Annotated in this window: 28 protein-coding genes; 13 read left to right on the top strand and 15 right to left on the bottom strand. The window is 41.7% G+C overall.

Annotation, left to right across the window (positions count from 1 at the left end):
• Window positions 1-123 precede the first annotated feature (123 nt).
• On the top strand, window positions 124-342 hold the full coding sequence (locus SWP_RS16075) for a hypothetical protein (RefSeq protein ID WP_020913639.1): 219 nt from the start codon (window positions 124-126) through the stop codon (window positions 340-342).
• Window positions 343-415: 73 nt separating this feature from the next.
• Here SWP_RS16075 and ruvX read toward each other — a convergent pair whose 3' ends face one another.
• From ruvX to SWP_RS16055, 4 genes are all read right to left on the bottom strand, one after another.
• Window positions 416-838, bottom strand: a complete 423-nt coding sequence (gene ruvX, locus SWP_RS16070; protein WP_020913638.1) for a Holliday junction resolvase RuvX — start codon at window positions 836-838, stop codon at window positions 416-418.
• A 25-nt stretch (window positions 839-863) separates the two neighbouring features.
• Window positions 864-1,424, bottom strand: a complete 561-nt coding sequence (locus tag SWP_RS16065) for a YqgE/AlgH family protein (protein WP_020913637.1) — start codon at window positions 1,422-1,424, stop codon at window positions 864-866.
• A 16-nt stretch (window positions 1,425-1,440) separates the two neighbouring features.
• A complete protein-coding gene (gene yciH / locus SWP_RS16060; RefSeq protein ID WP_020913636.1) occupies window positions 1,441-1,770 on the bottom strand; it encodes a stress response translation initiation inhibitor YciH in 330 nt (109 codons plus the stop codon).
• A gap of 119 nt (window positions 1,771-1,889) precedes the next feature.
• Window positions 1,890-2,210 carry a hypothetical protein gene (locus SWP_RS16055; RefSeq protein ID WP_020913635.1) on the bottom strand — a complete coding sequence of 107 codons (321 nt, stop codon included), beginning with the start codon at window positions 2,208-2,210 and terminating at the stop codon, window positions 1,890-1,892.
• 167 nt (window positions 2,211-2,377) lie between these two features.
• Here SWP_RS16055 and SWP_RS16050 point away from each other — a divergent pair, with 167 nt between their 5' ends.
• The 4 genes from SWP_RS16050 (at window position 2,378) to SWP_RS16035 (ending at window position 5,776) form a co-directional block, all read left to right on the top strand.
• Window positions 2,378-2,938, top strand: coding sequence for a DUF4136 domain-containing protein (locus SWP_RS16050; protein WP_020913634.1), 561 nt, complete (start codon window positions 2,378-2,380; stop codon window positions 2,936-2,938).
• 599 nt (window positions 2,939-3,537) lie between these two features.
• Window positions 3,538-4,767, top strand: coding sequence for a sodium/glutamate symporter (gltS, locus tag SWP_RS16045; RefSeq protein WP_020913633.1), 1,230 nt, complete (start codon window positions 3,538-3,540; stop codon window positions 4,765-4,767).
• Window positions 4,768-4,877: 110 nt separating this feature from the next.
• Window positions 4,878-5,405, top strand: coding sequence for an RNA polymerase sigma factor (locus SWP_RS16040; RefSeq protein ID WP_187148508.1), 528 nt, complete (start codon window positions 4,878-4,880; stop codon window positions 5,403-5,405).
• Between the two features lie 2 nt (window positions 5,406-5,407).
• Window positions 5,408-5,776 (top strand): DUF6768 family protein, encoded by a 369-nt coding sequence (locus SWP_RS16035; RefSeq protein WP_020913631.1) that lies wholly within the window; start codon window positions 5,408-5,410, stop codon window positions 5,774-5,776.
• 24 nt (window positions 5,777-5,800) lie between these two features.
• Here SWP_RS16035 and SWP_RS16030 read toward each other — a convergent pair whose 3' ends face one another.
• The 4 genes from SWP_RS16030 to pepT all read right to left on the bottom strand — a co-directional run bounded on the left by SWP_RS16030 (window position 5,801) and on the right by pepT (window position 9,403).
• Window positions 5,801-6,316, bottom strand: coding sequence for an NUDIX hydrolase (locus SWP_RS16030; protein ID WP_020913630.1), 516 nt, complete (start codon window positions 6,314-6,316; stop codon window positions 5,801-5,803).
• Between the two features lie 147 nt (window positions 6,317-6,463).
• Complete coding sequence (locus SWP_RS16025) at window positions 6,464-7,180, bottom strand: tRNA (adenine(22)-N(1))-methyltransferase (RefSeq protein WP_044555997.1); 717 nt, start codon at window positions 7,178-7,180, stop codon at window positions 6,464-6,466.
• 78 nt (window positions 7,181-7,258) lie between these two features.
• The gene (locus tag SWP_RS16020; RefSeq protein ID WP_020913626.1) at window positions 7,259-7,972 is read right to left on the bottom strand and encodes a Rossmann-fold NAD(P)-binding domain-containing protein; all 714 of its coding nucleotides are present in this window, start codon (window positions 7,970-7,972) and stop codon (window positions 7,259-7,261) included.
• A 186-nt stretch (window positions 7,973-8,158) separates the two neighbouring features.
• Entirely contained in the window at window positions 8,159-9,403 is a 1,245-nt protein-coding gene (gene pepT / locus SWP_RS16015) for a peptidase T (RefSeq protein ID WP_044555996.1), read from the bottom strand.
• A 323-nt stretch (window positions 9,404-9,726) separates the two neighbouring features.
• Here pepT and SWP_RS16010 point away from each other — a divergent pair, with 323 nt between their 5' ends.
• Complete coding sequence (locus SWP_RS16010) at window positions 9,727-10,497, top strand: ABC transporter permease (RefSeq protein ID WP_020913623.1); 771 nt, start codon at window positions 9,727-9,729, stop codon at window positions 10,495-10,497.
• 252 nt (window positions 10,498-10,749) lie between these two features.
• Window positions 10,750-11,520: a hypothetical protein gene (locus SWP_RS16005; RefSeq protein ID WP_020913622.1), complete on the top strand. Its 771-nt coding sequence runs from the start codon at window positions 10,750-10,752 to the stop codon at window positions 11,518-11,520.
• A gap of 90 nt (window positions 11,521-11,610) precedes the next feature.
• On the opposite strand, the gene SWP_RS16000 is transcribed toward SWP_RS16005, so the two are convergent.
• A complete protein-coding gene (locus SWP_RS16000) occupies window positions 11,611-11,838 on the bottom strand; it encodes a hypothetical protein (protein ID WP_020913621.1) in 228 nt (75 codons plus the stop codon).
• Between the two features lie 374 nt (window positions 11,839-12,212).
• Between SWP_RS16000 and SWP_RS15995 the strand changes: the two genes are divergently transcribed.
• Window positions 12,213-14,447, top strand: a complete 2,235-nt coding sequence (locus SWP_RS15995) for a sensor domain-containing phosphodiesterase (RefSeq protein WP_020913620.1) — start codon at window positions 12,213-12,215, stop codon at window positions 14,445-14,447.
• Window positions 14,448-14,493: 46 nt separating this feature from the next.
• Here the strand turns inward: SWP_RS15995 and SWP_RS24230 are convergent, their stop codons facing one another.
• Window positions 14,494-14,643 (bottom strand): hypothetical protein, encoded by a 150-nt coding sequence (locus tag SWP_RS24230; protein WP_187148507.1) that lies wholly within the window; start codon window positions 14,641-14,643, stop codon window positions 14,494-14,496.
• A 304-nt stretch (window positions 14,644-14,947) separates the two neighbouring features.
• Between SWP_RS24230 and rsmS the strand changes: the two genes are divergently transcribed.
• Both rsmS and SWP_RS15985 read left to right on the top strand, forming a co-directional pair.
• Window positions 14,948-15,109, top strand: coding sequence for a pleiotropic regulatory protein RsmS (gene rsmS / locus SWP_RS15990; RefSeq protein WP_044556487.1), 162 nt, complete (start codon window positions 14,948-14,950; stop codon window positions 15,107-15,109).
• 48 nt (window positions 15,110-15,157) lie between these two features.
• Window positions 15,158-15,883, top strand: a complete 726-nt coding sequence (locus SWP_RS15985) for a DUF599 domain-containing protein (protein ID WP_020913617.1) — start codon at window positions 15,158-15,160, stop codon at window positions 15,881-15,883.
• A 24-nt stretch (window positions 15,884-15,907) separates the two neighbouring features.
• On the opposite strand, the gene SWP_RS15980 is transcribed toward SWP_RS15985, so the two are convergent.
• On the bottom strand, window positions 15,908-17,227 hold the full coding sequence (locus tag SWP_RS15980) for an ABC1 kinase family protein (protein WP_020913616.1): 1,320 nt from the start codon (window positions 17,225-17,227) through the stop codon (window positions 15,908-15,910).
• A 243-nt stretch (window positions 17,228-17,470) separates the two neighbouring features.
• On the opposite strand from SWP_RS15980, the gene SWP_RS15975 reads away from it, so the two are divergent.
• Complete coding sequence (locus tag SWP_RS15975) at window positions 17,471-18,850, top strand: leucine-rich repeat-containing protein kinase family protein (protein WP_020913613.1); 1,380 nt, start codon at window positions 17,471-17,473, stop codon at window positions 18,848-18,850.
• A gap of 58 nt (window positions 18,851-18,908) precedes the next feature.
• Here the strand turns inward: SWP_RS15975 and SWP_RS15970 are convergent, their stop codons facing one another.
• The 4 genes from SWP_RS15970 to SWP_RS15955 form a co-directional block, all read right to left on the bottom strand.
• On the bottom strand, window positions 18,909-20,318 hold the full coding sequence (locus SWP_RS15970; protein ID WP_020913612.1) for a DUF3300 domain-containing protein: 1,410 nt from the start codon (window positions 20,316-20,318) through the stop codon (window positions 18,909-18,911).
• A gap of 125 nt (window positions 20,319-20,443) precedes the next feature.
• Complete coding sequence (locus tag SWP_RS15965) at window positions 20,444-21,895, bottom strand: ATP-binding protein (protein WP_228371074.1); 1,452 nt, start codon at window positions 21,893-21,895, stop codon at window positions 20,444-20,446.
• A 31-nt stretch (window positions 21,896-21,926) separates the two neighbouring features.
• Window positions 21,927-22,628: a response regulator transcription factor gene (locus tag SWP_RS15960; RefSeq protein ID WP_020913610.1), complete on the bottom strand. Its 702-nt coding sequence runs from the start codon at window positions 22,626-22,628 to the stop codon at window positions 21,927-21,929.
• A gap of 22 nt (window positions 22,629-22,650) precedes the next feature.
• The gene (locus SWP_RS15955; protein WP_044555994.1) at window positions 22,651-22,968 is read right to left on the bottom strand and encodes a PepSY domain-containing protein; all 318 of its coding nucleotides are present in this window, start codon (window positions 22,966-22,968) and stop codon (window positions 22,651-22,653) included.
• A gap of 349 nt (window positions 22,969-23,317) precedes the next feature.
• Between SWP_RS15955 and SWP_RS15950 the strand changes: the two genes are divergently transcribed.
• A complete protein-coding gene (locus SWP_RS15950; RefSeq protein ID WP_020913608.1) occupies window positions 23,318-24,100 on the top strand; it encodes a choice-of-anchor H family protein in 783 nt (260 codons plus the stop codon).
• Window positions 24,101-24,188: 88 nt separating this feature from the next.
• Complete coding sequence (locus tag SWP_RS15945; RefSeq protein ID WP_228371073.1) at window positions 24,189-24,671, top strand: hypothetical protein; 483 nt, start codon at window positions 24,189-24,191, stop codon at window positions 24,669-24,671.
• Window positions 24,672-24,769: the final 98 nt, after the last annotated feature.

Below are 24,769 nucleotides of genomic sequence, written 5' to 3'. Positions count from 1 at the left end.
TCTTTATACTGATTGGTATTATTTCAGGCTTGTAAATCTTAGACATTCTGATATGTTCAATAAGTAATCAAAATTAAAGAGTAGCAGGATGTCACTCTAAATCTAAACTACAAGGAAGTAATAATGAAAAACATCACATCAGTTAGTTTTATATTTTGCGTGTCTGCTTTATCAGCGTTGTCTTATAGTGCCTATTCGGAGGCAAAGGCATTAGAAGGAGAACCTGAGTGGGAGGCAAAAATCGCCAGCAATGCAGAGTTAGAAAAGCTGCGATTAGAGCTGTTGATTAAACAGCTTGAGGAAGAAGAGAAAGAGAAAGAAGAAGCAAACTCAAAAGATTAATCTCAATTTTTTGTCATGTTTTTAAAGCAAAAAAGCAGCGATTAAGCTGCTTTTTGTTTGTGGGTTATAGGGCTTAGTCATATTGATTTTCAAAGTAGCTTTCAATAATCAATACTGCAGACATTGCATCGACTTGGCCTTTGGTTAATGCTTTATAGCCGCCCATCTCAAAAAGTCGTGCTTTAGCATCAGCAGTTGTTAAGCGCTCATCCTGAGTAACCACTTTGACACCGAAGCGGCCATTTAGCCTGTTACCGAACTTTTTGGCCCTCAGTGTAATGTCTTGTTCAGTGCCATCCATATTGAGAGGCAAGCCCACAACAATTAAGTCGGGTTTCCATTCCGTTATAATTGCTCCAATCTCTTCCCACTTAGGGATACCGTCCACCGCTTTTATCGACAATAATGGTCGTGCGCTTGCGGTCAGTTGTTGGCCAATTGCGATACCAATACTTTTTGTACCGTAATCAAAACCTAATACCGTTTTTGAACTCATTTTTCACTCCAGAGTTTGGCTACTACTAGGCGTGTCCTGCCAAGTTGGACAGTTGCCAGATATCAAAGCCGAGCGACTCTGCTGCTAGTTGCCAGCGCTCCTCATGTTCAATATCAAATAGCAGCTCTACTGTTGCTGGAACTGATAACCAAGAGTTATCCGCTATCTCTTGCTCTAGTTGACCCCTTGTCCAGCCGGCATAACCTAGCGCGATAAGAAATTTATCGGGTGCTTTATCAGAACCTAAACAACTAAGAATATCTTGGGAAGTGGTTAACATCAGCGAGTCGGTAATGGGATCGCTATTGCTCCAGCAATCTTGATTGGTATGCAGCACAAAACCGCGCTCAGGATTAACAGGCCCACCGACGAGTACTTCTCTACCGAGTGAGGTTACAGGTTGAGGCTCTTCCGCTAGTTCCATCTGTTGTAACAGTTCATCGACGATGATGCCGCTAGGGCGGTTAATCATAATCCCCATAGCGCCTTTTTCATTATGTTCACAGATATAGATCAATGAGCGTTCGAAAAAAGTATCATTCAAAGAGGGCATTGCGATAAGGAATTGATTTTCCAAGCTATCCATAAAACGTCCTTAGTGGTTAGCCGCCAGCAAGCTTTACTGTGTAACCTAACTTTTCGAGTAGCGTTTTAAGTTGCTCTCTATTATCTGTTTGCACTTCAATACAAAAGTCTTTGACAGTACCGCCACAGCCGCACTGTTTCTTTAGTTTTTGTGCCAGGGCTTTAAGCTCTTTTTCTGCAAGGCCTAACCCCTTTATTACCGACACACCTTTTCCTTTTCGGCCTTTGCTGTCTTTATGTATTCTGACAATGCCATCACCAGTAGGGGCACTTTGAGTCGCTTTTTCTTCGGTGATTCTGCCAATATCGGTGCTGTAGACTAATGAGACGTTCGGATCGGATTTCATAAATATTATTGATGAATTACTGATAAGCGTAGTTTAACAAAGATGCAGTTGAAGCGGGAGTCAAATGAGTGGATATCTTCTTTCGCCAATAGCTAATGCCATTGGCGAACTAACAAAGGCTAGAGATATAACGAAAGCTCTATTAGTAATGCTGCAAAGGTTAAGCTTGCTATCACAGCAAGGTATCTGTGCAACTGAGGTAAAGCGACTGCGCAAGAAGTGAGTACAAATCCGACAGCAGTGCCAGCAAAGGGGGTGATAGGAGCACTAATGATAGCTACAATCAGCCAAGTTAGAACAGTAATGGGTAACAATAGCAGTGAATGTTGGCTTAGCTTATTAAAGAAAGAGGGGCTATTGTCAGCATGTTGAACCGCTTTTTCTGGCGTAAAGAAAAACATAATACTGGCAGCAATAATCGCGACAATGAACCAAAGCATAATAAAAAGCCTATCAAATAGTAATTGATAATCATTATCATTAACTTACTTACTTAAGTCAAGCTGAACCAGAAGCTGATTTACTAAAATTGAGTTGTAGATTAATAGATTGCTATGTAAGCTTATTTAAAACAGTGTCTGAATGCCGTTGGCATGGTGGAGAGAAGATGAAAAAGATATTAGTTATTATTGCTGCATTAGCACTTAGTGCTTGTAGTTCACTTAAGACAAGCTCTGATTATGATCCAGGAGTGAATTTCGCAGATGTTAAAACCTATGCTTGGGTTGAAAAAAAGACTGATAAAGCGGCATACCATCTTGATGGATTAATGGATCAACGTATACGTGCAGCGGTTAATGACCAGCTGCAACTTAAGGGGTTAAGTTTAGTTGCTGCAGACAAAGCGGATGTATTAGTAAACTACCTGACTAAAGTCGATAAGAAAATTAACGTCGATACCTTTAATAGTAACTATGGTTACAACCCATATTATGGCGCAGGCTGGGGTAGAGGAATGGGGATGGGCCATACTCAAACTACAGTGCGCGAATATGAAGTTGGGACATTGATTGTTGATTTGGTCGATACCAAGTCAGGCAAGTTGATGTGGCGCGGTTCGGTAGCTGATACTGTGCGAGATAAAGATACGCCTGAAGAGCGCGTTGAAGTTGTTAACACTGCGATTGGTGCATTGTTACAAAGCTATCCGCCTCAACCTGAAAAATAGAGTTTAAGATAAAACGGCCGATTGGCCGTTTTTTATTGCCATATCAAATAACCTACAGACGAGCAGTTGGTTATACCAATTGCATTAAAAGTTTGACCATTCAGCGGGAATTCAAAACGCTGTAGGCAAGTAGCGGGATTTGAGCTAATAGTTATTCTATATCCAAATCCCATAGCGAAGCATACAGCGTTTCGAAACCCGCACTACGTGAGCCCCTCAGTCTTTCCACTTCTGCTTTGCATTGGCTTAAAAGGGAATAACCATTTCTTTACCGATGCGCTTTGAATTGAAAAGACTGAGGGGTTCTGAACTGGCCAAATACTTAATGCAATTGGTATTACTCTAAACAGATTAACTTGGTTGAAACTAGCCGTTGTTAAAGTTTTCTGTATCGCTAATCTTGGCCTATTCGAATTCGTTAAGAGAGATAAGCGACTTGATTCGTCTTTGATAAATCCACAGCGTCGCTATTGCGGATTAGTTAAAACCTGTTAACTTCAGTATTGATAACATCTATTTAACCTTTTACTGCGCTTCTGCGCTATATCGAATGATCGTATTGAGTTTTTATCTAAGCATTTTTGGAGATAACAATTTTTATGGAACCACAGTTAGTAGAGATCAAAGATTTTGTGTCTTTCACACTTGCCATCATAGCGTTGTTTATTGGCAAAGGGATTATCTCTCGTTATGAATTGCTGCGTAAATACAGCATTCCAGAGCCTGTTGTCGGAGGTTTTGCTTGTGCCGCGGCCGTTGGTGTTTTGTATTACGCATTTGATATTCAAATTGAGTTCAACCTCGCGGTAAGAGATACCTTACTACTCTATTTTTTTGCAGGGATTGGTTTGAAAGCTGATTTTGCCACCTTACTTAAAGGAGGTAAGCCGTTACTGATCCTCATTGTGCTGGCGAGTGTGTTTATATTTTTGCAGAATTTTACAGGAGTGACTGTTGCCACATTATTTGGGCTAGACCCGAAAGCCGGTCTGATGTCGGGGTCTATTTCACTTATTGGTGGCGTCGGCACTGCGATGGCATGGACACCGACTTTTGTTGAAGAGTTGGGGATAACTAACGCCAGCGAACTGGGCATCGCATCAAACACTTTAGGGCTCATATCTGCCTGTGTGATTGGTGGTCCAATCGCAGCTTACTTGATGAAGCGTCATCAGGTTAAAGCCAACACTAACGAAGAGCTTGATATTGGTACCAGCCATCAAAACAACACTTCACATATGAAGGTTGATTACTTCGGCGTATTACGCGCTTGGTTATGGCTTAACGTGACACTGATTATTGGCTACTTTATTGATCTAGCTATGCAAGAAGCGGGTCTGAAACTACCTATGTTTGTGGCTTGTTTACTGGCGGGGATAATCATTGGTAATTTAGGGCGAGCAATAATAAATCGTCGTAAGAAAAAAGACAGAACGTATATCGAAGATGCGTCTCGAGGTTTATCTCTAATTCAAGATATTTGCCTTGGAATGTTTTTAACCATGGCACTGATGAGCCTGAAAATCTGGGAACTTGAAGGTAGTTTACTATACATATCAGTGATCATGACCCTGCAAGTCCTGCTTTCGGTAGTGTTTACTATTTTTGTCGTGTTTCGCTTAATGGGCAAAGATTATGAAGCTGCGGTAATCTGTTCAGGTTTTGGCGGCGTCACTCTCGGTTCAACTGCAACCGCAATTGTTAATATGACTGCTGTGACGCAGCAATACGGTGCGGCGCATAGAGCGTTTATTATAGTGCCGTTAGTGTGTGGATTCTTTATTGATATTATCAATGCAATGATCATCAACTTATTCGTTTATTTCTAATATTTTACCAATGAAAAGGGAGCATTTGCTCCCTTTTTTCATTTCTGATGAACCTTTTATACTTGCCAGTCGTCTTTAGTTTAAATGGGAAGTGGAGTGATATAGAACCTATGCAGCAAGCGCAAATTGAGTTATGGGTATTAGAAGCTCAAGCGGGAGATAAACAGGCGTTCTCGGCTTTGTGCCAACACTTTTATCCCAGTGCGATAGGTTTTGCTGCCAAGGTCGCAGGTGACTCAGCATTGGCACAAGATGCGGTTCAAGATGCACTGTTAAAGCTGTCGAAAACGATTTATAAGCTCGAGGATCCTGCAACCATTAATGCATGGGTGTTTAAATTGGTACGTTGGCAGGTGCTGGATCATTTGAAATTACAAAATCGGTACCAAAGCCTATCAGACGTGGATGCTCATAAGTGTGAGGTGCTCGAAACAAAGCCTGATGAAGCCATAGAAGGGTTAAAGCACGGGCTTTCAAAACTGCCGCCGCTTGAAGGGCAAGTATTACACTTATTCTATTTAGAGGAGCAGAGCATTGCTGAAATAGCCAGAATATTGGAGATCCCTAAAGGTACAGTTAAATCACGATTATTCAGAGCAAGAAAACTATTTAAACAGCATTTGGAGCAGGAGGGTTAGTTATGGATATTGATAAAAAGATTCGTGAAGAATTAGCTAAAGAGAAGGCTCTGTTGAGTCGACAACAAACTCCAGATGCATCCTTATTCGCGATGCTAGGAGATGCTTATAAGGGGCGGCTTGGTGGCTGGATGGTGTTAATGAGTATTATTGCCGTGTTATTAAGTGCTCTAATGTTATGGTCAGGCTATCAGTTCTTTTTTGTGGTCGAAAGTTTGCCTGAGCTGATCCGCTGGGGAGTGACCTTATTACTAAGCAGTATGATGCAGATAGCGATCAAGATGTGGACCTTTAACGAGGTTAATCGTAATGCTCTGCAGCGAGAGATAAAACGATTGGAGTTGGCTATTATGGTGAAGGAATCACAATAGCCTAGCTGCGAGCCTAACCAGAGTTTATAGCAGCTTTTTTACTATGCGTTTAAGCAAATAGGTTTCACGATCAATCGACATTCCTTTTTTAGGACTATTGGCTATAGTGTGCTCGTTATGAGCAATGGCTTGATGGATATTGATCCATAAAGGGCGCATCCCATTTTGGATTTCATGTTCTTCAAGCCTAGTTTCGCCAAGTTCAGGGTGAATGGTGCATACATAACAGAATGACTCCATTTGCACTAAGTCAAAGCCATCCTTGTACCAAGGCCTAAACTCTTCATAAAGACCAAACTCACAGATGACATCAATATGCTTAGCACCTGTTTCCTCCTCTAGCTCTCTGACTAATCCCTGACGTAGATCTTCTCCTTCATCTACGCCACCACCTGGAATACTGTAATCATGGTAGCGCTCTGTGTATAACATCAGAATATTTTCGCCATCTAGGATAATACCACGAGCGGCTTGGCGGTGTAATCGATTGCCCTCAAGAGTGCTAAGTTCAGGATGGATGGTCGATCTTAAAAGCTGCATAATATAAATAGGCCTATTGTTTGTCGATAACCAGATTGTGCTATTAACGGTTTCAAAAGCGGTTGGCTGCCGATTGTACTCGATACCATTGATGGATGTTGAGCTATTGGTGTAAAAGCTAACTAGTCTATAGTTTGCCGCTTATCCTCAAAACTTATTTCTTAAGGTTGTTAATGCTTGATATGACTTAATGATCCTTGATACGTCTTTTGCCGAAACATCGCTTTGGGAGTTTATAGGTTTGCACTGTAAGCCCGCTTCAATACGTTGATAATGAGATAACGTTTTCTGCAGATAGCGCTGATCGAGCGAGCGAGTTAAATCCCACATTTTGTTACCTACCAGCGACACTTGCTGCTGAGAGAATGTTGATACATGCAACACTTCATAGAAACGACTATTTTCTTCCAGTAAGTTTTCATCGATTAGACCTAGGTTTAGCTGTGAGAGTGCCTTGCGTACTTCAAAAGTATGCTGGACTGGGCATAAAATGAACTCAAGCTTGTGTTGTGGGTGAGCAGCTAAGATAGCGTTTACTAGACTGATTAACAGCTCGCCACCCACTCCGGCAATGATGATCAGCTGACTTTTATCTTTACTGGCTAATGGCAATAAGGCGGCATCTAAACAGTGCACTTGCCAGCGTGGCTGCTCGCCTTGGGCTAAGGGGTAATAACGTTCAAGCTTCTCGCCAACACTGCGCATTAAATCGGGAACAACATCAACAAAGTGAACCACTAAAGCACGATGATTATCTAGCAGCTTGGCGCCTAATAGCCCATGATCACAGCAACAATCCCAAATATGGTCGTAGCGGTTGATAACCATCGATTCTATCAATTTTAAGCGCTGACTTATCTTCATCTGCAGTTGTGACGTTCAATTAAAAAGAGGAGGCATTCTAATCTATCTTCTAACGATATATACCCTTAATTTGGGAAATCACAGCATATCTTCATTATTTACCCTAATGACTCCTGGCTCTGCTGTGTTTATTGACTGATGCTTAGATTCATTGGAGCGTGGGCGTGAACCGAGAGCTCGGTTCAGCATTGCTGCGGCAACCTTGTCAGCCGCAATTGGCTGATAACGTTTCAGTGGTCCGATAAATAGCGGCGAAATAAGATTAAAAATTGTTTGCCCGAAAGATTCGAGCGGACGCCGTTCAGTACGTTCACCAATAAGCAGACTTGGCTGGAAAAATACCAGCTTGGCTATCGTATTATTTGCCTGCAAATGGCTTGTTAACATTGATTCTAATGCGGCTTCAGTCTCTCCTTTCACTCGGTTATAGAAAGTGCTTGATTGAGAATTAGCGCCGAGAGCAGTCACGATAAAATTGGCTCTTGCCTGACATAAGCGTACAAAATCAATTACGGCTGTTCTATCGACGGCAATGAATGCATCTTGACTTCCGGCTTGTTTGATTGTGGTACCCAAGCAGCAAAAAGCTTGATCAATGTTTTCGGGTAATGAAAGTGTGGTGAGCTGGTCTAGATGGCAAGCGATGAATATAACCTCAGTGGTACTAGAGGGCTGATAGCGAGCTTGGCGGCGGCCTAACATATAAATTTTGTTGTAGGCAGTAGAGTCTATCAGCTTTTGCAGCAGTTGCTGACCAATTAAACCCGTAGCGCCGATAATAGCTGCATTCATAAATGGCTTTCTTTTATCTAAATAGGTTGTAAATATTGTAGATGCAAACAGAGTCGATTTACATCCTTTCTATCATAAATGAACTGCTTGCATGTGGTCGTTTGTATCAATTGAAGGCTGCGTGAATGACAGTTACATGCCGATTTTATGAGTAAAAATCGACATGTATTTGCTGGCATAAGTCGTTTATTGTTGGGGTTGGATTTTTACATGTTCTGCGGCTGTTAATTTCGCTATCTCAATTATGGTAAGCGTCGCTTTTTCCATAGACTCAAGACATACATACTCATGTTTACCGTGGAAGTTATGTCCACCGGTGAAGATATTCGGACAGGGAAGTCCCATATAGGAAAGACGTGCGCCGTCAGTGCCTCCCCTAATTGGTTTCACGATCGGAGTGATGTCCAAGTTGTGCATCGCCTGTTTAGCAATATCGATAATATGTGGGTGCGGCAGAATCTGCTGCTTCATATTCAGATAGGAATCGTCAAGTACGATAGAAAGCTTACCTATTTTTAGCTCACTATTGTATTTCTCAACTAGATCTACTAACCAGCGTTTTCTTTGTTCAAACAGTGTTAAATCAAAATCACGAATAATGTAAGTGAGCGTTGCTTTTTCTGTGACACCTTCCATCCCTATAAGATGAAAAAATCCATCATAATCGCAACTAAACTCAGGGGTATCTTTTAACGGCATTTTTGCATGGAAGCGCGCCGCCATAGTTTGAGCGTTGATCATGACGCCGAATGCACTGCCTGGATGGCAGTTATTGCCTATTGCAGTTATTACTGCTGTAGCTGCATTGAAGTTCTCGTATTCGAGTTCGCCAACTTGTCCACCGTCGACAGTATACGCCCAGCTAGCACCAAAACTTTCGACGTCAAAGTGGTCTGCTCCGCGGCCAATCTCTTCATCAGGCGTAAAGCAAAGTCTAACTTTACCGTGAGGGATCTCAGGGTGAGTGATTAAGTGATGCAAAGCGGTGATAATTTCTGTAATTCCCGCTTTATCGTCTGCGCCGAGCAAGGTTGTACCATCGGTCGTAATTAGCGTTTGCCCAACATATTGATGCAGGCTTTCAAATTGTTCAGGAGACAACGTCTCTTCTAAACCCAAAGCTATCGCTTGACCATTGTAGTTTTCAATTATCTGCGGTGAAACTCCATCACTACTGTAATCTGGTGCGGTATCTAAATGAGCGATAAATCCAATGCAAGGCACATCGTTGATTGTTGCTGGAACCGTTGCTGTTAAGTAGCCCTTATCTGAAAGTTGTACTTCATCAAAGCCTAAACTGACCAGTTCTTGTCGCAGGAATTGGGCAAATACAAACTGGTTATGAGTACTCGGGACGCTGTGATGTTCTCCGTCAGACTGAGTGTTAAAGCCGACATATTTGAGGAAACGCTCACGTAGATATTGCTTCATATTCAAGTTTTCTAATAACGAAAAGTGGCCTGAGTCTATCAAGGTGGAAAATGAAATCATTAGATATTGATCAAGTTTTGTTTAATCCAAGTGTTAAATAAAGAGCCACTTTTGTTTAGTCATCAAACTTCCCTGTCTATTTGGTATTTTTATCATTGAGTTAATCGATTGTTTAATTTGATAACTTTCAATGCCAACGCCATTAATCAAGGGGAGGTCTAGGCTGGTCATTGCTTTGAATGTTTCTTGCAAAAAATGAGATTTCCACAGCAATTATGATTATATTGCCTAGTTATCGAATTTAGCGTTAAAGAGCAATGGTGATGGATATTAGCTGGTGGCAGTTAGCAGGCTTTATGATTATTTTACTGATCCCGTTTGGAATTAGTCGCTACTTTGAACTCGGCCTGAATAGAGATATGCTCCATGCGATCATACGTATGTTGGTTCAACTCATTTTGGTTGGCGTCTACCTGCAATACTTATTTGAGTTAAATAGTCTAACAGTTAATCTATTGTGGTTAACTTTGATGCTGCTAATTGGCGCAAGTGCCATTATAAGTAAAGCAAAATTGTCTCGACGACTTCTCTATTTACCTGTGCTTATTGGGCTGTCTTTAGGCTTGTTTCCGGTATTATGGTTGATGATTGTCTATCTGTTATCTCCAGAACCTCTATATAGTGCTCAATACTTGATACCGACAGCGGGAATGTTATTGGGGAACTGCTTAAGCGGCAATATTGTGGCTTTACAGCGATTGTTCGGTGCTTTTGAAGATAGGAAGGCTGAATATGAGGGCGCACTTGCGCTTGGAGCGAGCAGCTACCAAGCATCGCTGCCCTTTATTAGAACTGCAATGCAGCAATCTTTTGCCCCTATTTTGGCTTCAATGGCTACGACTGGATTAGTGACTTTACCTGGTATGATGACGGGACAGATTTTAGGCGGTGTCGCTCCGTTGATCGCGATCAAGTATCAAATTGTTATTTTAGTCGCTATTTTTGTCACTTTAACGGTTTCAGTATCAAGTTCGCTATTGCTGAGTATTAACACTGCGGTAACGGTTAACGGTAGAGTCAAACGCGCTCCTTAACTTGTCGCAATTACTTTTGTCTACAACATGATTGCCTATCGAAGCTCATACACTGAATAACTCAATGGCATTGAGTTATTCCTGCAATCAATCAGATCTATTTTAGGTAATCCATTGAATTTCAACTACGCTTACTGTTAGCTAATTTATAGTGATGATTCATAACCTTAAGCACCGTACCAGAACGCATTTAACTGGGAATGGTCAAATTGGTATTGGCTTGTCATTGTTTACTGAATCAATGGGAACGGAATGCCTATGCCTCACATCTCTAAATCGAAAAATTTCAATTGGTTATTGTCATGCTTATTCGCATCTTTGTTATTAGTAAGCCAAAGTGTAAAAGCTGCAACTTGGGAGTTTGAAATCTCTCCCTACCTTTGGCTTGTTAATCAGCAAGGTCAAACTGGTTATATCGACGAAAACGGTATCCCAATTGTTGTTGATATGGATATGTCCTTTAGCGAAATTTTTGAAAACCTAGATGGCGCTGCACTGCTTAACTTTCAAGCGAATAAAGCTGACTGGCAATTTTGGTTAGACTTAGTTTATATGAAGCTCAAACATGAGACCAAAACAGACTTTGCTTCGGCCGAACTGACTGCTAAACAAAAGATGCTCGATATCGTAGCGGCTTACCGCTTCTCGAATGCAACGAACAATCAATGGTATGTTTATGCTGGTGCGCGCGCTATCGACATCAGTAATACACTAGAAGTTCGTTTTTTTGAGTTGAATAGAGAGCCAAGCTTTGGCGATGATTGGTATGATCCGTTAATAGGCATTAAGAATAAGTGGAGCTTTAGTGAAGGGTTTTACCTTATTAGTCGCGCCGACGTCGGTGGTTTCGGCATAGGCTCAGATTTTTCATGGGGAGTGAACCTAACCATGAACCAAGATCTCTCAGAAAACTGGGCATTAAAATACAGTTTTAGGTATTTAGACGTTGATTATAAAGATAATGATTTTATATTTGATATGGCTTCAAGTGGCTTTGGCTTGGGTATAACCTATCAATTTTAGTACAGTTAAACGTCTTTTACGCATTGGCTGCTTTTAGCTCTGAAAATAAAACCAAACATAAGCAGCCTGTCAAAAGCTAGAATTTATACCTTATAGAACTAATTCCATATCTAGCTCAATATCTGTGCAACCTTTCTTGCAGCGGATCCCGGAGATTGTCTCTTGCTGATCTTTCGTCGGTAATTTCATCTCTAGTGCTTGCTTGCATACAGGGCAAAGTACGGTGTTTCCTTTAAAAACTCGCTTAATAAGGTTTTTTTGCTCATTAAAAGATTTAGTGGTGGTGTCATTGATTACTGAGAAATCCATCTTTGCCATTTGGGCTTACCTTAAATAGTGACGACTCGTGTTTATATAGGTCGAGTATATCTATGCCAAAGCCAATGTGGAAGGGAAAGCTGTTATCTCCGACAATCCAAAAGATTGAACGATTCCTATTTAATTTGAATATTTTTAGCATTTGTAGCTAGTCAATAACTCCTCGTAGAGACTATGTGGTTAAATACTCCAAAATGGGCTAGTTAACTATCCTGAATTATTACAAATAATTAACGCATAATATCTTTGTATGCAATATGCAAAGGGTTTTATCTGATTTTTGGAGAAGTAACGGTTTACTGATTGTAAGATGTTAGCTATTGAGTAAAATAAACTCATAATTTTTGAATTATCTGTAGAGCATACTAATAAAAATGAACGCTCATAGTACCAAGAATGAATACGATCCTAGCCCTATCAAAACATCTGCAATTAGTGCAAAACGCTATGCTGCCATCTTAGCTATGTTGGTCGGTGAGTCGCCATTAAAAACCGTCCTACACGCAATTGTACGTCTAATTGAAGAGAAGAAAATCGGTAGTAAGGGGTCAATATTATTACTCAGTGCTGATGGGAAACGGCTACTTAAAGCGGCGGCTCCCAATATTTCAGAACATTATAATAATGCTATTCATGGTATTGAAATTGGGCCTAATGTGGGCTCCTGCGGTGCGGCTGCATTTTTTGGACAACGGGTTATTGTTGAAGATATTGCGACCCATGATAACTGGGTTCTTTATAGGGAGTTACCACTATCTGTAGGTTTAAAGTCCTGCTGGTCTGAGCCTATTATTGGAGCCGACGGTCGGGTATTAGGTACATTTGCGATGTATTACAGCGAGGTGAAAAGTCCAAGCTTGGATGATTTGGAGCTGATCTCTGAGGCAGCGCTGCTTGCAAGTTTAGCTATTGAACGCGATCGCTCATCTAGATTTCAACGTTTATGTGGCGGGATTTTTAAGCAAATGCCGTTAGCGATTTTAATTACCGATGCAAACGGTACGGTAATCGATGCCAATCCTTCATTTTTTAATACACTTGGTTCCACTCAATCTGAACTTTCTGAGTTTGCGCCACAGCTTGTCTTTGGTGAATCGTCAGAGAAAGAACTGGTTCATCTGTTTCAGCAGATAAAATCAGGTAATACATGGCAAGGTGAGCTATTAGGCCGCCGAGCTGATAATACTATGTTTTGCGCCGATGTGAATGTTACTGCATTTAAAGATACAGGCGAGACTGAATATTCTTACGCTTGGATTTTCGCTGATATTACTGATAAGAAATCAGCTGCTGAAATTATTCATTATCAAGCAAAGTTTGATCCGTTAACCCAATTAGTTAATCGCCCATATCTGTTTGAGAAAATTGAACAACAGATCAATATGTCAAAACTGAATCCAAATGCTTGCTTCAGCTTTATCCTGATGGATTTGGATAATTTTAAACAGATCAATGACAGCTTAGGTCACAAGCTCGGAGATGAAGTCCTTATTCAAGTCGCTGAAAGAATTAAAGGCTGCATGGGACCGAATGACATTTTGGGGCGTCTCGGTGGAGATGAGTTTGCACTCATTATTCCTGATGAAGTGTGCTCAGAGGTGTTATCAAAGTTAGTTCAACAACTCAATCAAGTCATTTCACAAGAGTATTTATTAGATTCTCATCAGCGGGTGTTTACTCGATTAAGCGCTGGTATTAGTCGCTTTCCCCAAGATGCATGTAGCTTAGAGCAGCTGTTGAACTGCGCTGACCAAGCGCTGTTCTGTGCCAAAGAGCAGGGGCGAAATCAGTTTCACTTTTTTAATGATCAGATGCAATCGGATGCAGAGCGGACGGCAAAGTTAACGAATGCGCTGAAGTTGGCGATTGAAAATGATGCATTTGAATTGCACTACCAACCCATAGTGTGTGCCAAACAACATCGAATCCGCCATGTCGAAGCACTCATTCGTTGGCGACATGATGGCCGGTTAGTCCGACCTGACGAGTTTATTTCAGCTGCAGAAGCCAGTGGTTTAATCATTGAGTTAGGGCGTTGGGTACGTGTTGAAGCAATGAAAACCTTACTAGAATTTCAAGCGTTAGAACTGGATATTGGTATGTCTATTAATGTCTCTACATTTGAGTTTTGGTCCCATAATTTACAAGACTGCCTGATAAATTCAATAACTGAAACAGCAACTAAAATTTGCTCAACAGGGTTCCCTTTCCATAGACTAACCTTGGAAATCACTGAGTCATTGCTGATGAAGGAACAAGTGCATTTAATTAATTCTCTAAGCCAATTGCGAAAGCTTGGGATCAAAATCGCCATTGATGATTTTGGTACGGGTTATTCATCTTTATCCTATTTAAGTGAATTTCCTGTAGATATTATTAAGATAGACAAAAGCTTCATTAGAGATGTTAACGATAAAAAGCAGGCGGCTTTAGTTTCTGCAGTGGTAGCGTTAAGTCGGGCTTTGAATTTAGATGTTACGGTTGAAGGTGTCGAAAGCCATCTACAATTAGCTTTTGTCAGTGAAAAAGAGGTCGACAGTATTCAAGGCTATTTCTTCCATAAACCACTCGAAAAGACAGCATTGCTTGAAGTATTAACGAAACACTAGGGCGTGTTGATCTTTCGAGCTTAATTTTTGTTCGAATTCAATGCTTCTAGTACAAGGCCTGAGCGATGAAGCTTAGCTGGCTAAGTGAAAAGCTCATAACACCGTAATAGAAGCATTGAATCGACCCCGAAGGGCCGCGTTTCTTAGCTATTTTTACTGTGTTGTAGACTATTTGTGGAGAATAACTAAACGGCATAGCCTCCGCCTTGTCAAAATAGCCAATAAACTGCGGCAAAAACAACCGTGAAAGGTCAACACGCCCTAGTTATTAAAGATCTATGCAAGCTAAGAGGCTTGCTCATCTTTAATGATTATAGTGATATTTCTGCCGTAGAGCTCGTTGTTAAATTGTCTAACAACCCTAAGTTGTCTCAACAGCAGCTAAACGTAGCTGCGACTCTATCCTCCTTCCAACCTGTTTTTTAATTCAAAGCCAGTTAGAATAGAACTGCTATAGATTGGATAATATTTATTGAGTGAATTTAGTGGGGGGTAAATACGTGAGTGACAGTAATGAATCAGGATTGGCAGCTGCGCCAGCTGAAGTAAAGTTAGCAGTGGACCTTATTTTTCTTTTCGAAACCAACAATATTGCTCCTGAAGTCGCATTGGCTGCTTTAAAAATCGTCAGTTCAGACCTTGAAAGTAAACTAAAACCCTAGCTTGAAGCCAATGTAAACTCTACATCAACTAATTTCTTTGAGAGTGTTATGACTATTTCAGTGTTAGATATAATAGCGATTTTGAGCTTTATTATTAGCTGGGTTGGCTATGCTCGTTTTGCTAAAAGCAAGGCTAAAACGACTAACTGTATTGCTCGCTGTTTGCATCAACATCGTATTCACTGGATGTACGAGCTAATTAGCCGAGAGATCAGAGTCGGTGAAGCTGCATTACTGGCGAACCTTGAACGAAACATCTCCTTTTTCGCTAGCACAACCATGCTAGTGCTTGCCGGTGTGTTAACACTATTTGCTCAAGTTGAACGTTTAGAAGCCGTCATAGCGTCTATTCCGTACGCAGCGGATCCAAATCATGCGTTGGTGCAGGTTAAGCTGGGTGTATTAACTTTCATCTTTGTAATGGCTTTTTTCCAGTTTACTTGGTCGATGCGCCAGTATGGTTTTCTCAATGTGATGATTGGCGCTGCGCCGTATGACAAAGACGGTCTAAATGAAAATTTACGTCGCTATGCTAAGCAGATGGCAGTAGTACAAGATCAAGCTGCCCACTCCTATAATTACGGGCTGCGAAGTTATTATTTTGCCATGGCGGCGCTCTGTTGGTTTTTCCATCCACTGCTGCTTATTGTTGCGAGTGTCTTTGTAGTGGTGACTCTGTATCGACGTGAATTTAAATCTAAAGCGGTGATGGCGATTACCCAAGGGCAAGAGCTTTTAAAAACAGAGCGCACGATTAAATATCAGTCTAAGTAGAGTTATCTATTAATTGATTTTTAATCAAAGGTTTTCAAATAGCTGTTTAACGTTGGCTTTAGCGCCTATTCGCGACGCTAATAAATACAAGCCTGCTAGTTTTCGGTGGATAAAAATAGCATCGGCTGGTGGGCTATGCCACTCATTGCTCTGCATGCTCATCGCCATGCCTGCCTCTTTAATCCTACTGGCTAAGGTATTGCGACTAAAGTCATACTCGCCGTCAAATCGTAGCGGTTCGCAGGCCATATAAAAAATATCAAGTACTAAAGATTTCTGCGTTGCGGTAATTGAATCTTGGAAGAATCCTATACTTTGCGCTGCACTTTCCATTGCTATCCTATCATCGGTAATGCAGGCTGACATGAGCTGTCTATATTGCTCCGATAAAGCATCAGGTATAGTTCGGCTAGCGCCAAAGTCGAGTAATACTAATTTTCCACTCGTGTTTTGGTATTGATAATTGGCAAAGTTAGGATCTGTTTGCATAAGTTTGAAGCAAAACAGCTCTTTAAAAAATAGCTCAAGTAGTCTTGTCGCCACTTCATTCCTGATAGGCTGGGCAAGTGCTGCTACTGATTCAATGCTTTGCCCTTCGATAAACTCCATGACTAGAATATTCTGATTACACAGCGATGGGTAAACTTGCGGTATTAAGAAGTGATTTCCAGCAATCTGTCCATTTTCAATAAAGGATTGAAAACGCTGCAGCATTAGTTGTTCACTATGGTAATCGGCTTCAACATGTAACTGCTTTTTAGCCTCTGTTAATAGCTGGTCTAACTGTACGTTACTTGGAATAAGGTTAGATAACTTTAGTATGGTCGCAACGTTATCAATATCGCTGTTAATGCTACTGCGGATCCCTGGGTATTGCAGTTTTATAGCCAGTTTTTCGCCTGTGCTTAATGTCGCTAGGTGAACCTGTCCAATAGAGGCTGCTGCAAATGGCGATAGTTCAAAGTGTGCAAAAGGGTCGAGCCAATCGTTGCCCCAATTTGATTTGAGAATGGTGATTAACTGCTTATGAGGCATTGCTTTAGCATCAGAGCGAAGTTGAGAGAGTATGTCACTTAACTCTTTAGGTAGTAGTTCTCCTGAGTCCATCGACAACATTTGCCCCACCTTCATCGCTGCGCCGCGAAGTTCTGCCAGTTTATTGGTCATGTGGGTGATATTTTGCGGAGTCATCATTAATTCGTTGAGCGATGGCTTTTGACCCTGAGTTAGTTTTTTAGCACCAGCAACGATAACATTGCCAGCTAACCGAGAGGCTAACCCACCTAAAGAGGAGAATCGTGATAGGCGACTTGTCGGAACTTTAGCTGTGTGCTTGTTTTTCATTATGACTTAACCTCAACAGCGGGTTTAGCAGACTTAACTCATGCTAAAGCAATACGTTATAAAGTAAATATGGATCAGCTTAAAGCAGAGCTATCTGTAAGGACTATTTGTTAGAAATATTTGTTAGGACTATCTATATCCATTATTGGTTTAGTTTTAATCGCAGCTTTCTCATCAACTGGAGATGTATTACCATTGCCGCCATTTTTATTTTTCGATTATAAATAATAAAGGCAGTAGATTTTGCATACTTTGGCACAACTCGCTTCAGGTGAACTAAAAGGTATAAAACGACTCACTATAACAGAGGAGTTAACTGAGTTTCCTGACGCTATTTTTACGCTTGCCGATACGTTAGAAGTGCTAGACCTTTCTGGGAATAAGCTTTCTCAGCTCCCTAGCAATTTCTCCTGTTTAACTAAACTAAAGCTGCTGTTCTTAACTGCTAATGAGTTTGAACAAGTCCCAGCAATCATAGCAGCTTGTCCTCAATTAGAGATGATAAGTTTTAAATCCAATAAGCTGAAAACGGTTGCGACGGGCTCACTGCCGGTGCAGACCCGTTGGCTCATTTTGACTGATAATCAGATAACTTCGCTGCCTGAAGATATGGGTTCGCTCACGCGATTACAAAAGCTCGCGTTAGCGGGTAACAAGCTTAGTGCTTTGCCTGCCAGCATGGCAAACTGTACTAATTTAGAGCTCGCTCGTTTGTCTGCCAATGAGTTTACTCAATTTCCAGATTGGTTATTTCAATTACCAAAGCTTGCTTGGTTGGCAATAGCAGGAAATCCATTGAGTGCTGACAATAAAGCAAGCTTAACCAATGCGCAGCCAGCCGAGCCGATGCCGTCGGTGCCCTTAGCTGACATTCAATTAGGTCAAGTGATAGGTCAAGGTGCGTCTGGCGTTATCTACAGTGCTAAGTGGCTTAATCAGCCTCAGTCAGTTAAAGGTTCTGCAGTTAATATCGCGGTGAAGCTTTTTAAAGGTGAGGTGACAAGTGATGGTTATCCGTCTGATGAGCTTGCATGCTGCTTACAGGCTGGCGCACAAAATAATCTAATTAAAGTTGTCGCTCAAATTCATGATGCAGGCAAGCTTGGACTCGTGATGGAACTTATCCCTAGCTCCTTTGCAAATCTTGGTCTGCCACCTTCACTCGATACTTGCACTAGAGACACCTTTGTTCACGGTCAGGAGCTATCCTTAGAGCATGTTTTGTTGGTGCTGATACAAATGGCGGCAGCGATGACTCATTTGCATAAGAATGGTGTTAGTCATGGTGATGTATATGCCCACAATACGATGATTAATAGCCAAGCTGATATGCTTTTTGGTGACTTCGGGGCCTCTTCTAACTTGAAGCTACTCCCTGGGTTGCAGCAAGAGGCGATGGAGAGTGTTGAGGTGAGGGCACTGGGTTACTTAATTGAAGATCTGCTGGATAACCGATTGACGCAGCTTGATGAAGAATTTGAGATTGTGTCGAGGTTGCGTAAGTTTGTAGATGATTGTCTGCAAACCGATTCAGCACTGCGTCCTCGCTTTAGTGACATCTTATCTCAGTTCAAGCTTTTGCAAAATAAGTTGCTTACCATAGAGTCTTGCAGTGAAAGATAAAATCGTTTGTTAAAAAGACTCCATAGATGCGCGTGTATCTATGGAGTGTGAATCTTGCCTAGTCTCTTCTTTGTTTGTGATTACTTCCTTTATGGCTGTTGGCTGGCTTGTGACTCTTTGTTTGTCTGTAGCTTTTATGTGGTTGATGACTGTTAACTCGCTGATGGCTGTTAACTCGCTGATGACTGTTAACTCGCTGATGGCTCTTAACTGACTGTTGGCTGTTAATTCGCTGTTGGCTTTTAGCTGACTGATGGCTTTTAACGGGTTGATGACTGTTAACTCGCTGATGGCTGTTAACCCGTTGTTGGCTTTTAGCTGACTGATGGCTGTTAACTCGCTGATGGCTTTTAACCCGTTGTTGGCTCTTAGCAGACTGATGGCTTTTAACTCGCTGATGGCTCTTAACTGACTGTTGGTTTTTAGCTGGTTGATGACTCTTAACCCGCTCATGGCTCTTCACCACCTTATTGTTACCATAGTGCGTGTTGCGTACTTTGGGCTGTAACTTCAAGTTTTTAGCAAACTGCATTTCACGGCTTTTATTCACTTTATAGGGTTTTTGAGTCCTAAGTGATTTGCTGTGAGCACGGCTTGGGTTATGACTCTTGTATTTGTGCTTTAAAACGTTATTGCTATAGGCGACTCCCCGTCGGTGTTGTGGCTTGTGGGTCCAGCGTTTAGCACCATGGCTAGTCACAATTCGTCCGTGATGACGATAATGACGCGAGTTTTTATGATGCACTACCACGACATGATGCTTGTGCCAGTGAAACGCACTGAAATAGTAGTTGAAGCTAATGTGGACGCCTGTATGCCAGTAAAAATGACCATACCTAGGTCGCACATAGCCAGGGTACATCGTCCAGTATACTGGCGGATAGTTATACCAATACCAGCTTCCATAGATGACTCTAGGGTCATAGTAGGGCACGTAAACTATCTCTTTCCTAACAGGTTCAATCACAATCTGATTATTGACCCGCGTTACCTGCATGTTCTCCATATCATTGAGGTTGTTGGCGTTGTCAGCCTGCTGGCGGAGGGATTGAATACTGGCTAACACCTGCGCTTCATCTTGTAAGAAAGCATCGCCGAGTGATTGTGTCCACTGCAGATCTTCACTGAGTTTTTGTAATACGGTCGGAAATGCAACCAATGCGATAACGCTCGGGTCCCATTGCATGTTCTCGGCGTTCGAGACTTGTTTCTCAGTACTGAGGTGTTGGTTTTTTTGTTGCCAACGTTGGGCTTCAACAACTTCTAATGGGTAGGTGGCAGCGATTAATATATGTGTTAGCAGACTGTCTGGATACAGTGCAATCGGCGCTAACATCTGTGCAAGCTCTCCCTCATTGAGCTGAGTCTGTTGAGCGCTTTCATAATCTTCAGCGTAAGTGCTTGCAGGAGTTAACCACTGCAAAGTGATAACCAGAGACAAGCAACAGCATTGTTTGAATATGTTCATATGCTCTCCTATCGAATAGTGACGATAGGCAGATTATAAAGAGGCGAAGATGAACATAAGCTGAAAGCCTAAAACACATCGATTATGGATGTATTTTGCTATAGCTGAGAAGTAGGGGGGAATTGCTAGTATTTGAAACTTATAGTAAAACGAGCTCCACCTAGTAACTCTGACCTGCCTATGGATAGTTGGCCGTGGTAGCTATCAACTAAATCTCGCACGATGGCAAGGCCGATACCGTGTCCCACCTTATAGGAGTCGGCTCTAATACCACGTTCAAATATTTGTGTTTTCAGCGACTCATCAATGCCATTGCCATCGTCCTCGACCTGCATTATTAGTGATTCAGGGTTGTAGGTCACACTCAATAAAACCTTGCTCTTGGCGGCCTTACAGGCATTATCGAGTAAATTACCTAATATCTCTGAAAGATCTGCTTGGTCACCCTTAAAAATGGCATCTCGCTTAACAGCCTGCTCAATAACTATTGGCGGTTGGTTATATATTTTGGGCAGGTTTCGAACCAATTTATCGGACACTTCAACAACGGGCACACCTAAGTGCCAAGCACTGCCTGCTGCGGACTGAGCACGTTTTAATTGGTGGCCAATAATCCGATTGATATGACTGACTTGTTCAAATGATTCAGCACTTAAATCGACCTGACTTTGTATGACTGCTAGTGGTGTTTTGAGGCTGTGGGCAAGATCTGACAGTGCATTTCGATAGCGTTTGCGTTGATTTTGTTCGGTATTCAGTAAGGTGTTAAGTTGCTGCGCCACAGCTTGAAGTTCTGTCGGATACAGGCGGGTTAACTGGTTTGCTTTGCCATTTTCGATTGCACTAAGCTCGGTCTCCAAGCTAGATAATGGCTTTAAGGTCCACCAGAGCCAAGCCATCTGTATCACCAGTAATAACCCCATTAGGATCATTAACCAGCGCCACAATTGTTGCGTAAATTGACTGACTTGTTGTTGAAACTCTGTTTGGTTTTTAATGATATGGATGGTGATTGGAAAGCGATTATTTGACTGTTGGGGCTCTTTACTATCGAGCGCAGGTAGTTCGAAACTGACACTAAAACTGTAGATTAAGTGCGGTTGTCCATTGAGTTTCACCTCGCTAAATTGCCCCTGTCCTTTTACTGGTGTGGGTAATGAATTAGGCAATTCAATACCCAATAGGGAACTCGACCGCCAAGCGATGCGTTGAGTCTGGTTGAGCCTATTTAAATTACCTTTCGTGGTAGTCTTTTCTGGGCTTTCAATAAATTTAGCGTCGAAAACTTCGTTATTCTTGGCTGTTTTCTCTGGTGATTTTGAGGTAGTAATTACTGCATAAAGTCCAGATTGAATGACGTTAAACTGGTTCTCCAACAGTACTTCAGGCATGATGATGCCGTCTCGATCAACTTCAGTTACCGCTAAAACAGCATAAACATAGGCTTTCAATTCATTTAGCGAAGCACTCTTTACTTGCTGCTTAAACGCATCATTGAGGCCGAAACCGATGAGTGGCATCAAAATCAAGATAAGCAGCAACGCGCTAACAATAAGCCGGGCTTTAAGTGAATGCATTGCTGTTGCTAAGCGCGATACGGAAAACATGCTATGACGGCTTATCAGGTTGATTAAGTGATGCAAGTTTTGTTAAACGGTATCCTTGACCTCGGAGTGTTTCAATCAGTCCAAGTTGATTATCCGCATCTAGTTTTTTACGTAAGCGGCGAATAAAGACTTCAATGACGTTGGAGTCGAGGTCAAAATCTTGATCATAGATATGCTCGGTGAGGACTGTTTTTGATTTTACTTCGCCAATATGCAGCATAAAGTATTCAAGCAACTTGTATTCTGAACCGCTTAAGCTAATTAGTTCGCCATTTTTAGTTAGCTCTAAACTGCTGGTATTTAGAGAGAAAGGCCCATTATTAATGACTGGGCTTGCCTTCCCTGCAGAGCGGCGTATAAGTGCTTTAAGCCGAGCAACTAACTCTTCAGGATGAAAGGGTTTAGTGAGGTAATCATCGGCGCCAGCATCTAATCCTTCAACTTTATCTTGCCAGCTATCACGAGCAGTTAAGATCAGGATTGGAAACTCAATAGTTAGTGCTCTAAGCTCGGTGATCAGGGCGATACCATCAAGTTTTGGCAGTCCAACATCAATAATCGCTGCATCATAATTGTACTCTTTACCTTGAAATAGGCCTATTTCACCGTCATCTGCTGTATCGACTGTGTAGTTGGCTGCGAGTAAATGTTGCTTAAGGTTACTTTGCAGTGCGAGATCATCTTCAACGAGTAAAAGTCTCATAGTCGGTCCTTGTAAGTCGTCGCTAATTACGACGGATGCTGCCAGTTTTGGCATCTACGGATACGTGAAAAACGACTCCATCTTTAGAAAGCAGTTTGACTCGATAGCCTGGGTTGCCGTTTACACGTGTGGACTGAACTTTTAGAATTTTACCTGAATAGCGGCTTTTAACTAATTGCGCTGCTTGCTGTGAACTGCCCACTTTAAGGGATTTTTCAGCATGAATTGCTGCCATCGCCATAGAAACTGACGATATAGTGAAGTAATGGCCGCTAGCAGTGGCGGACGTTGAGCCTAATAGTGCAAGCGGTATTAATATCAACAGTAAAACAGCTTTCATTAAGAGCACCAAAGAGTTGAGATGTAATCAGTTTAAAAGATCCCGCTAGATTAGTCATTATACCAATTCGAGTTAAGTCCATCACTTTCAAGATCTAACACTCCATTCCAATACGGAGGAGGGTAAGTATCGAGATTCAGGTTATAGATATAGCGTTTGTAAGATGAACCCAACCTGAATGCCAAAGAGGGAGTGACCTGACCTAAGTAGCTAATTTTAACGTTCAGCTTGTGTTCATTTTGATTGGCCTCTAATAAGCGAAACTTAATAATTGTTCGAGGTAATGATGAGCCAACTTAAATGCCAAACCAAACGATTACCCCTGATTGCGCTTCTCCTGGGGGGGATATTGCCTGCTGCTATGGCGGCTGAAAGCCCTGGGCAACTTCAGAGCAGCTCCGCTGGTTATAAGGTGGAAAAAGCGCCAATCAGCAATGCTAGAGAAGAGGCTGAGCTAACATTGCAACAGCAAGAGCTGTTGACAAGGCTGAGTTTAGAAAATACGCATAAAATACCAGACAAGAAAAGCAGAGAACTGGTGATAAAAAGCCACATCGATAATGCGCTTAAAGCAGAGAGTCAACGACAAGTTTCGGCCTCGCCCTCGTTATACGCGAATAGCGTTTACCGTGATTTTTATATCTACGATGCTTATAGTCGCTTATTTGTTGATAACGACTATGATGGCTTTTATCAAACTTTTAGCGTCACTTTTGACGCTGATGTTAGTGGCGCCTATATCAATGAAACAGCCAATGTGTTTGCTGAGTTGTATTTAAGCCGCAACGGTGGAGCGTGGGAGCATTACTACACCACTGATGTTTTCACTATTTTTGGCGATGCTACCGATGACGATTATGAAGTATTAACCACACTGGAGTCCGGATTTACAACAGATCATTACGATGTACTTATCGATCTTTATGAAGTGGGATACGGTGATGTTGTGGCAACGGTTAGTTCAAATGATTTCGATAGCCTCTATGCCCTACCGTTAGAAAGCCGCTACTGGGATGATGAGTATATTGTGATAGAGACTGAGCACGGTGGAAGCATGTCGCTGTGGGGGATATTGGTGCTATTGGCGTTGGGACTTTCACGTATAAATTTAACTCGTCGCCAATCACAATGATAATAAGTGGATTGAGAATTAACTATTGATATATTTGCCGCCACATTGGAAAATTAGGCATCTTAACAGTCAGTTAATTGTCTATTCTATGAGTTATCAGTCAGTCTCTACAGCCGTGGTTAATTCAATACCCTTAAGTGGTTCTGTGCCAGTAGAGGTTAATTTGGCGGGCGATAGTCATGATGTTGCTTTGTGGATCTGGGAGCAGCTAGTGCCTCAAGTTGGCTCCGCGACGACATTGCAAGGTGAGATTATTCGTGCCATTGAACTACTGTCTTGGGAGGCACAAAACAACAGTAACCTCAATTGGGATAATAGTTTTGACGCACTTATAGCATTTCTAAAGGAGGCCTTCTTGGGCCAATCTATGCTTGCACGCTGGTTATCTGACACCGATAAAAAACAGATAGCTGCAGATTTAGCTAGGTTATCTTGTTTTATCTTGCCAACAGAGCTCGATAGCCGAGTGTATGTTGAAGAGCTGCCCTATATTAATGATGATTTATATGATCGATTAACCGACTACCTTGTTCAGTTTTGCAGGCAACATCCAGCAGTAATTTTCTTCTGATAAGCAAAAGTTAACGCTTTTTAAAGTAAATAGACCATTGTCATAGGATGAGGTCTATTTACTTTAACGGCTTAGCTTTTATGCAACCCCGTTAACTC

This window comes from Shewanella piezotolerans WP3 (genome assembly GCF_000014885.1).
GTDB lineage: Bacteria > Pseudomonadota > Gammaproteobacteria > Enterobacterales > Shewanellaceae > Shewanella > Shewanella piezotolerans.
This window is presented reverse-complemented; position numbering and strand designations above follow the sequence as displayed.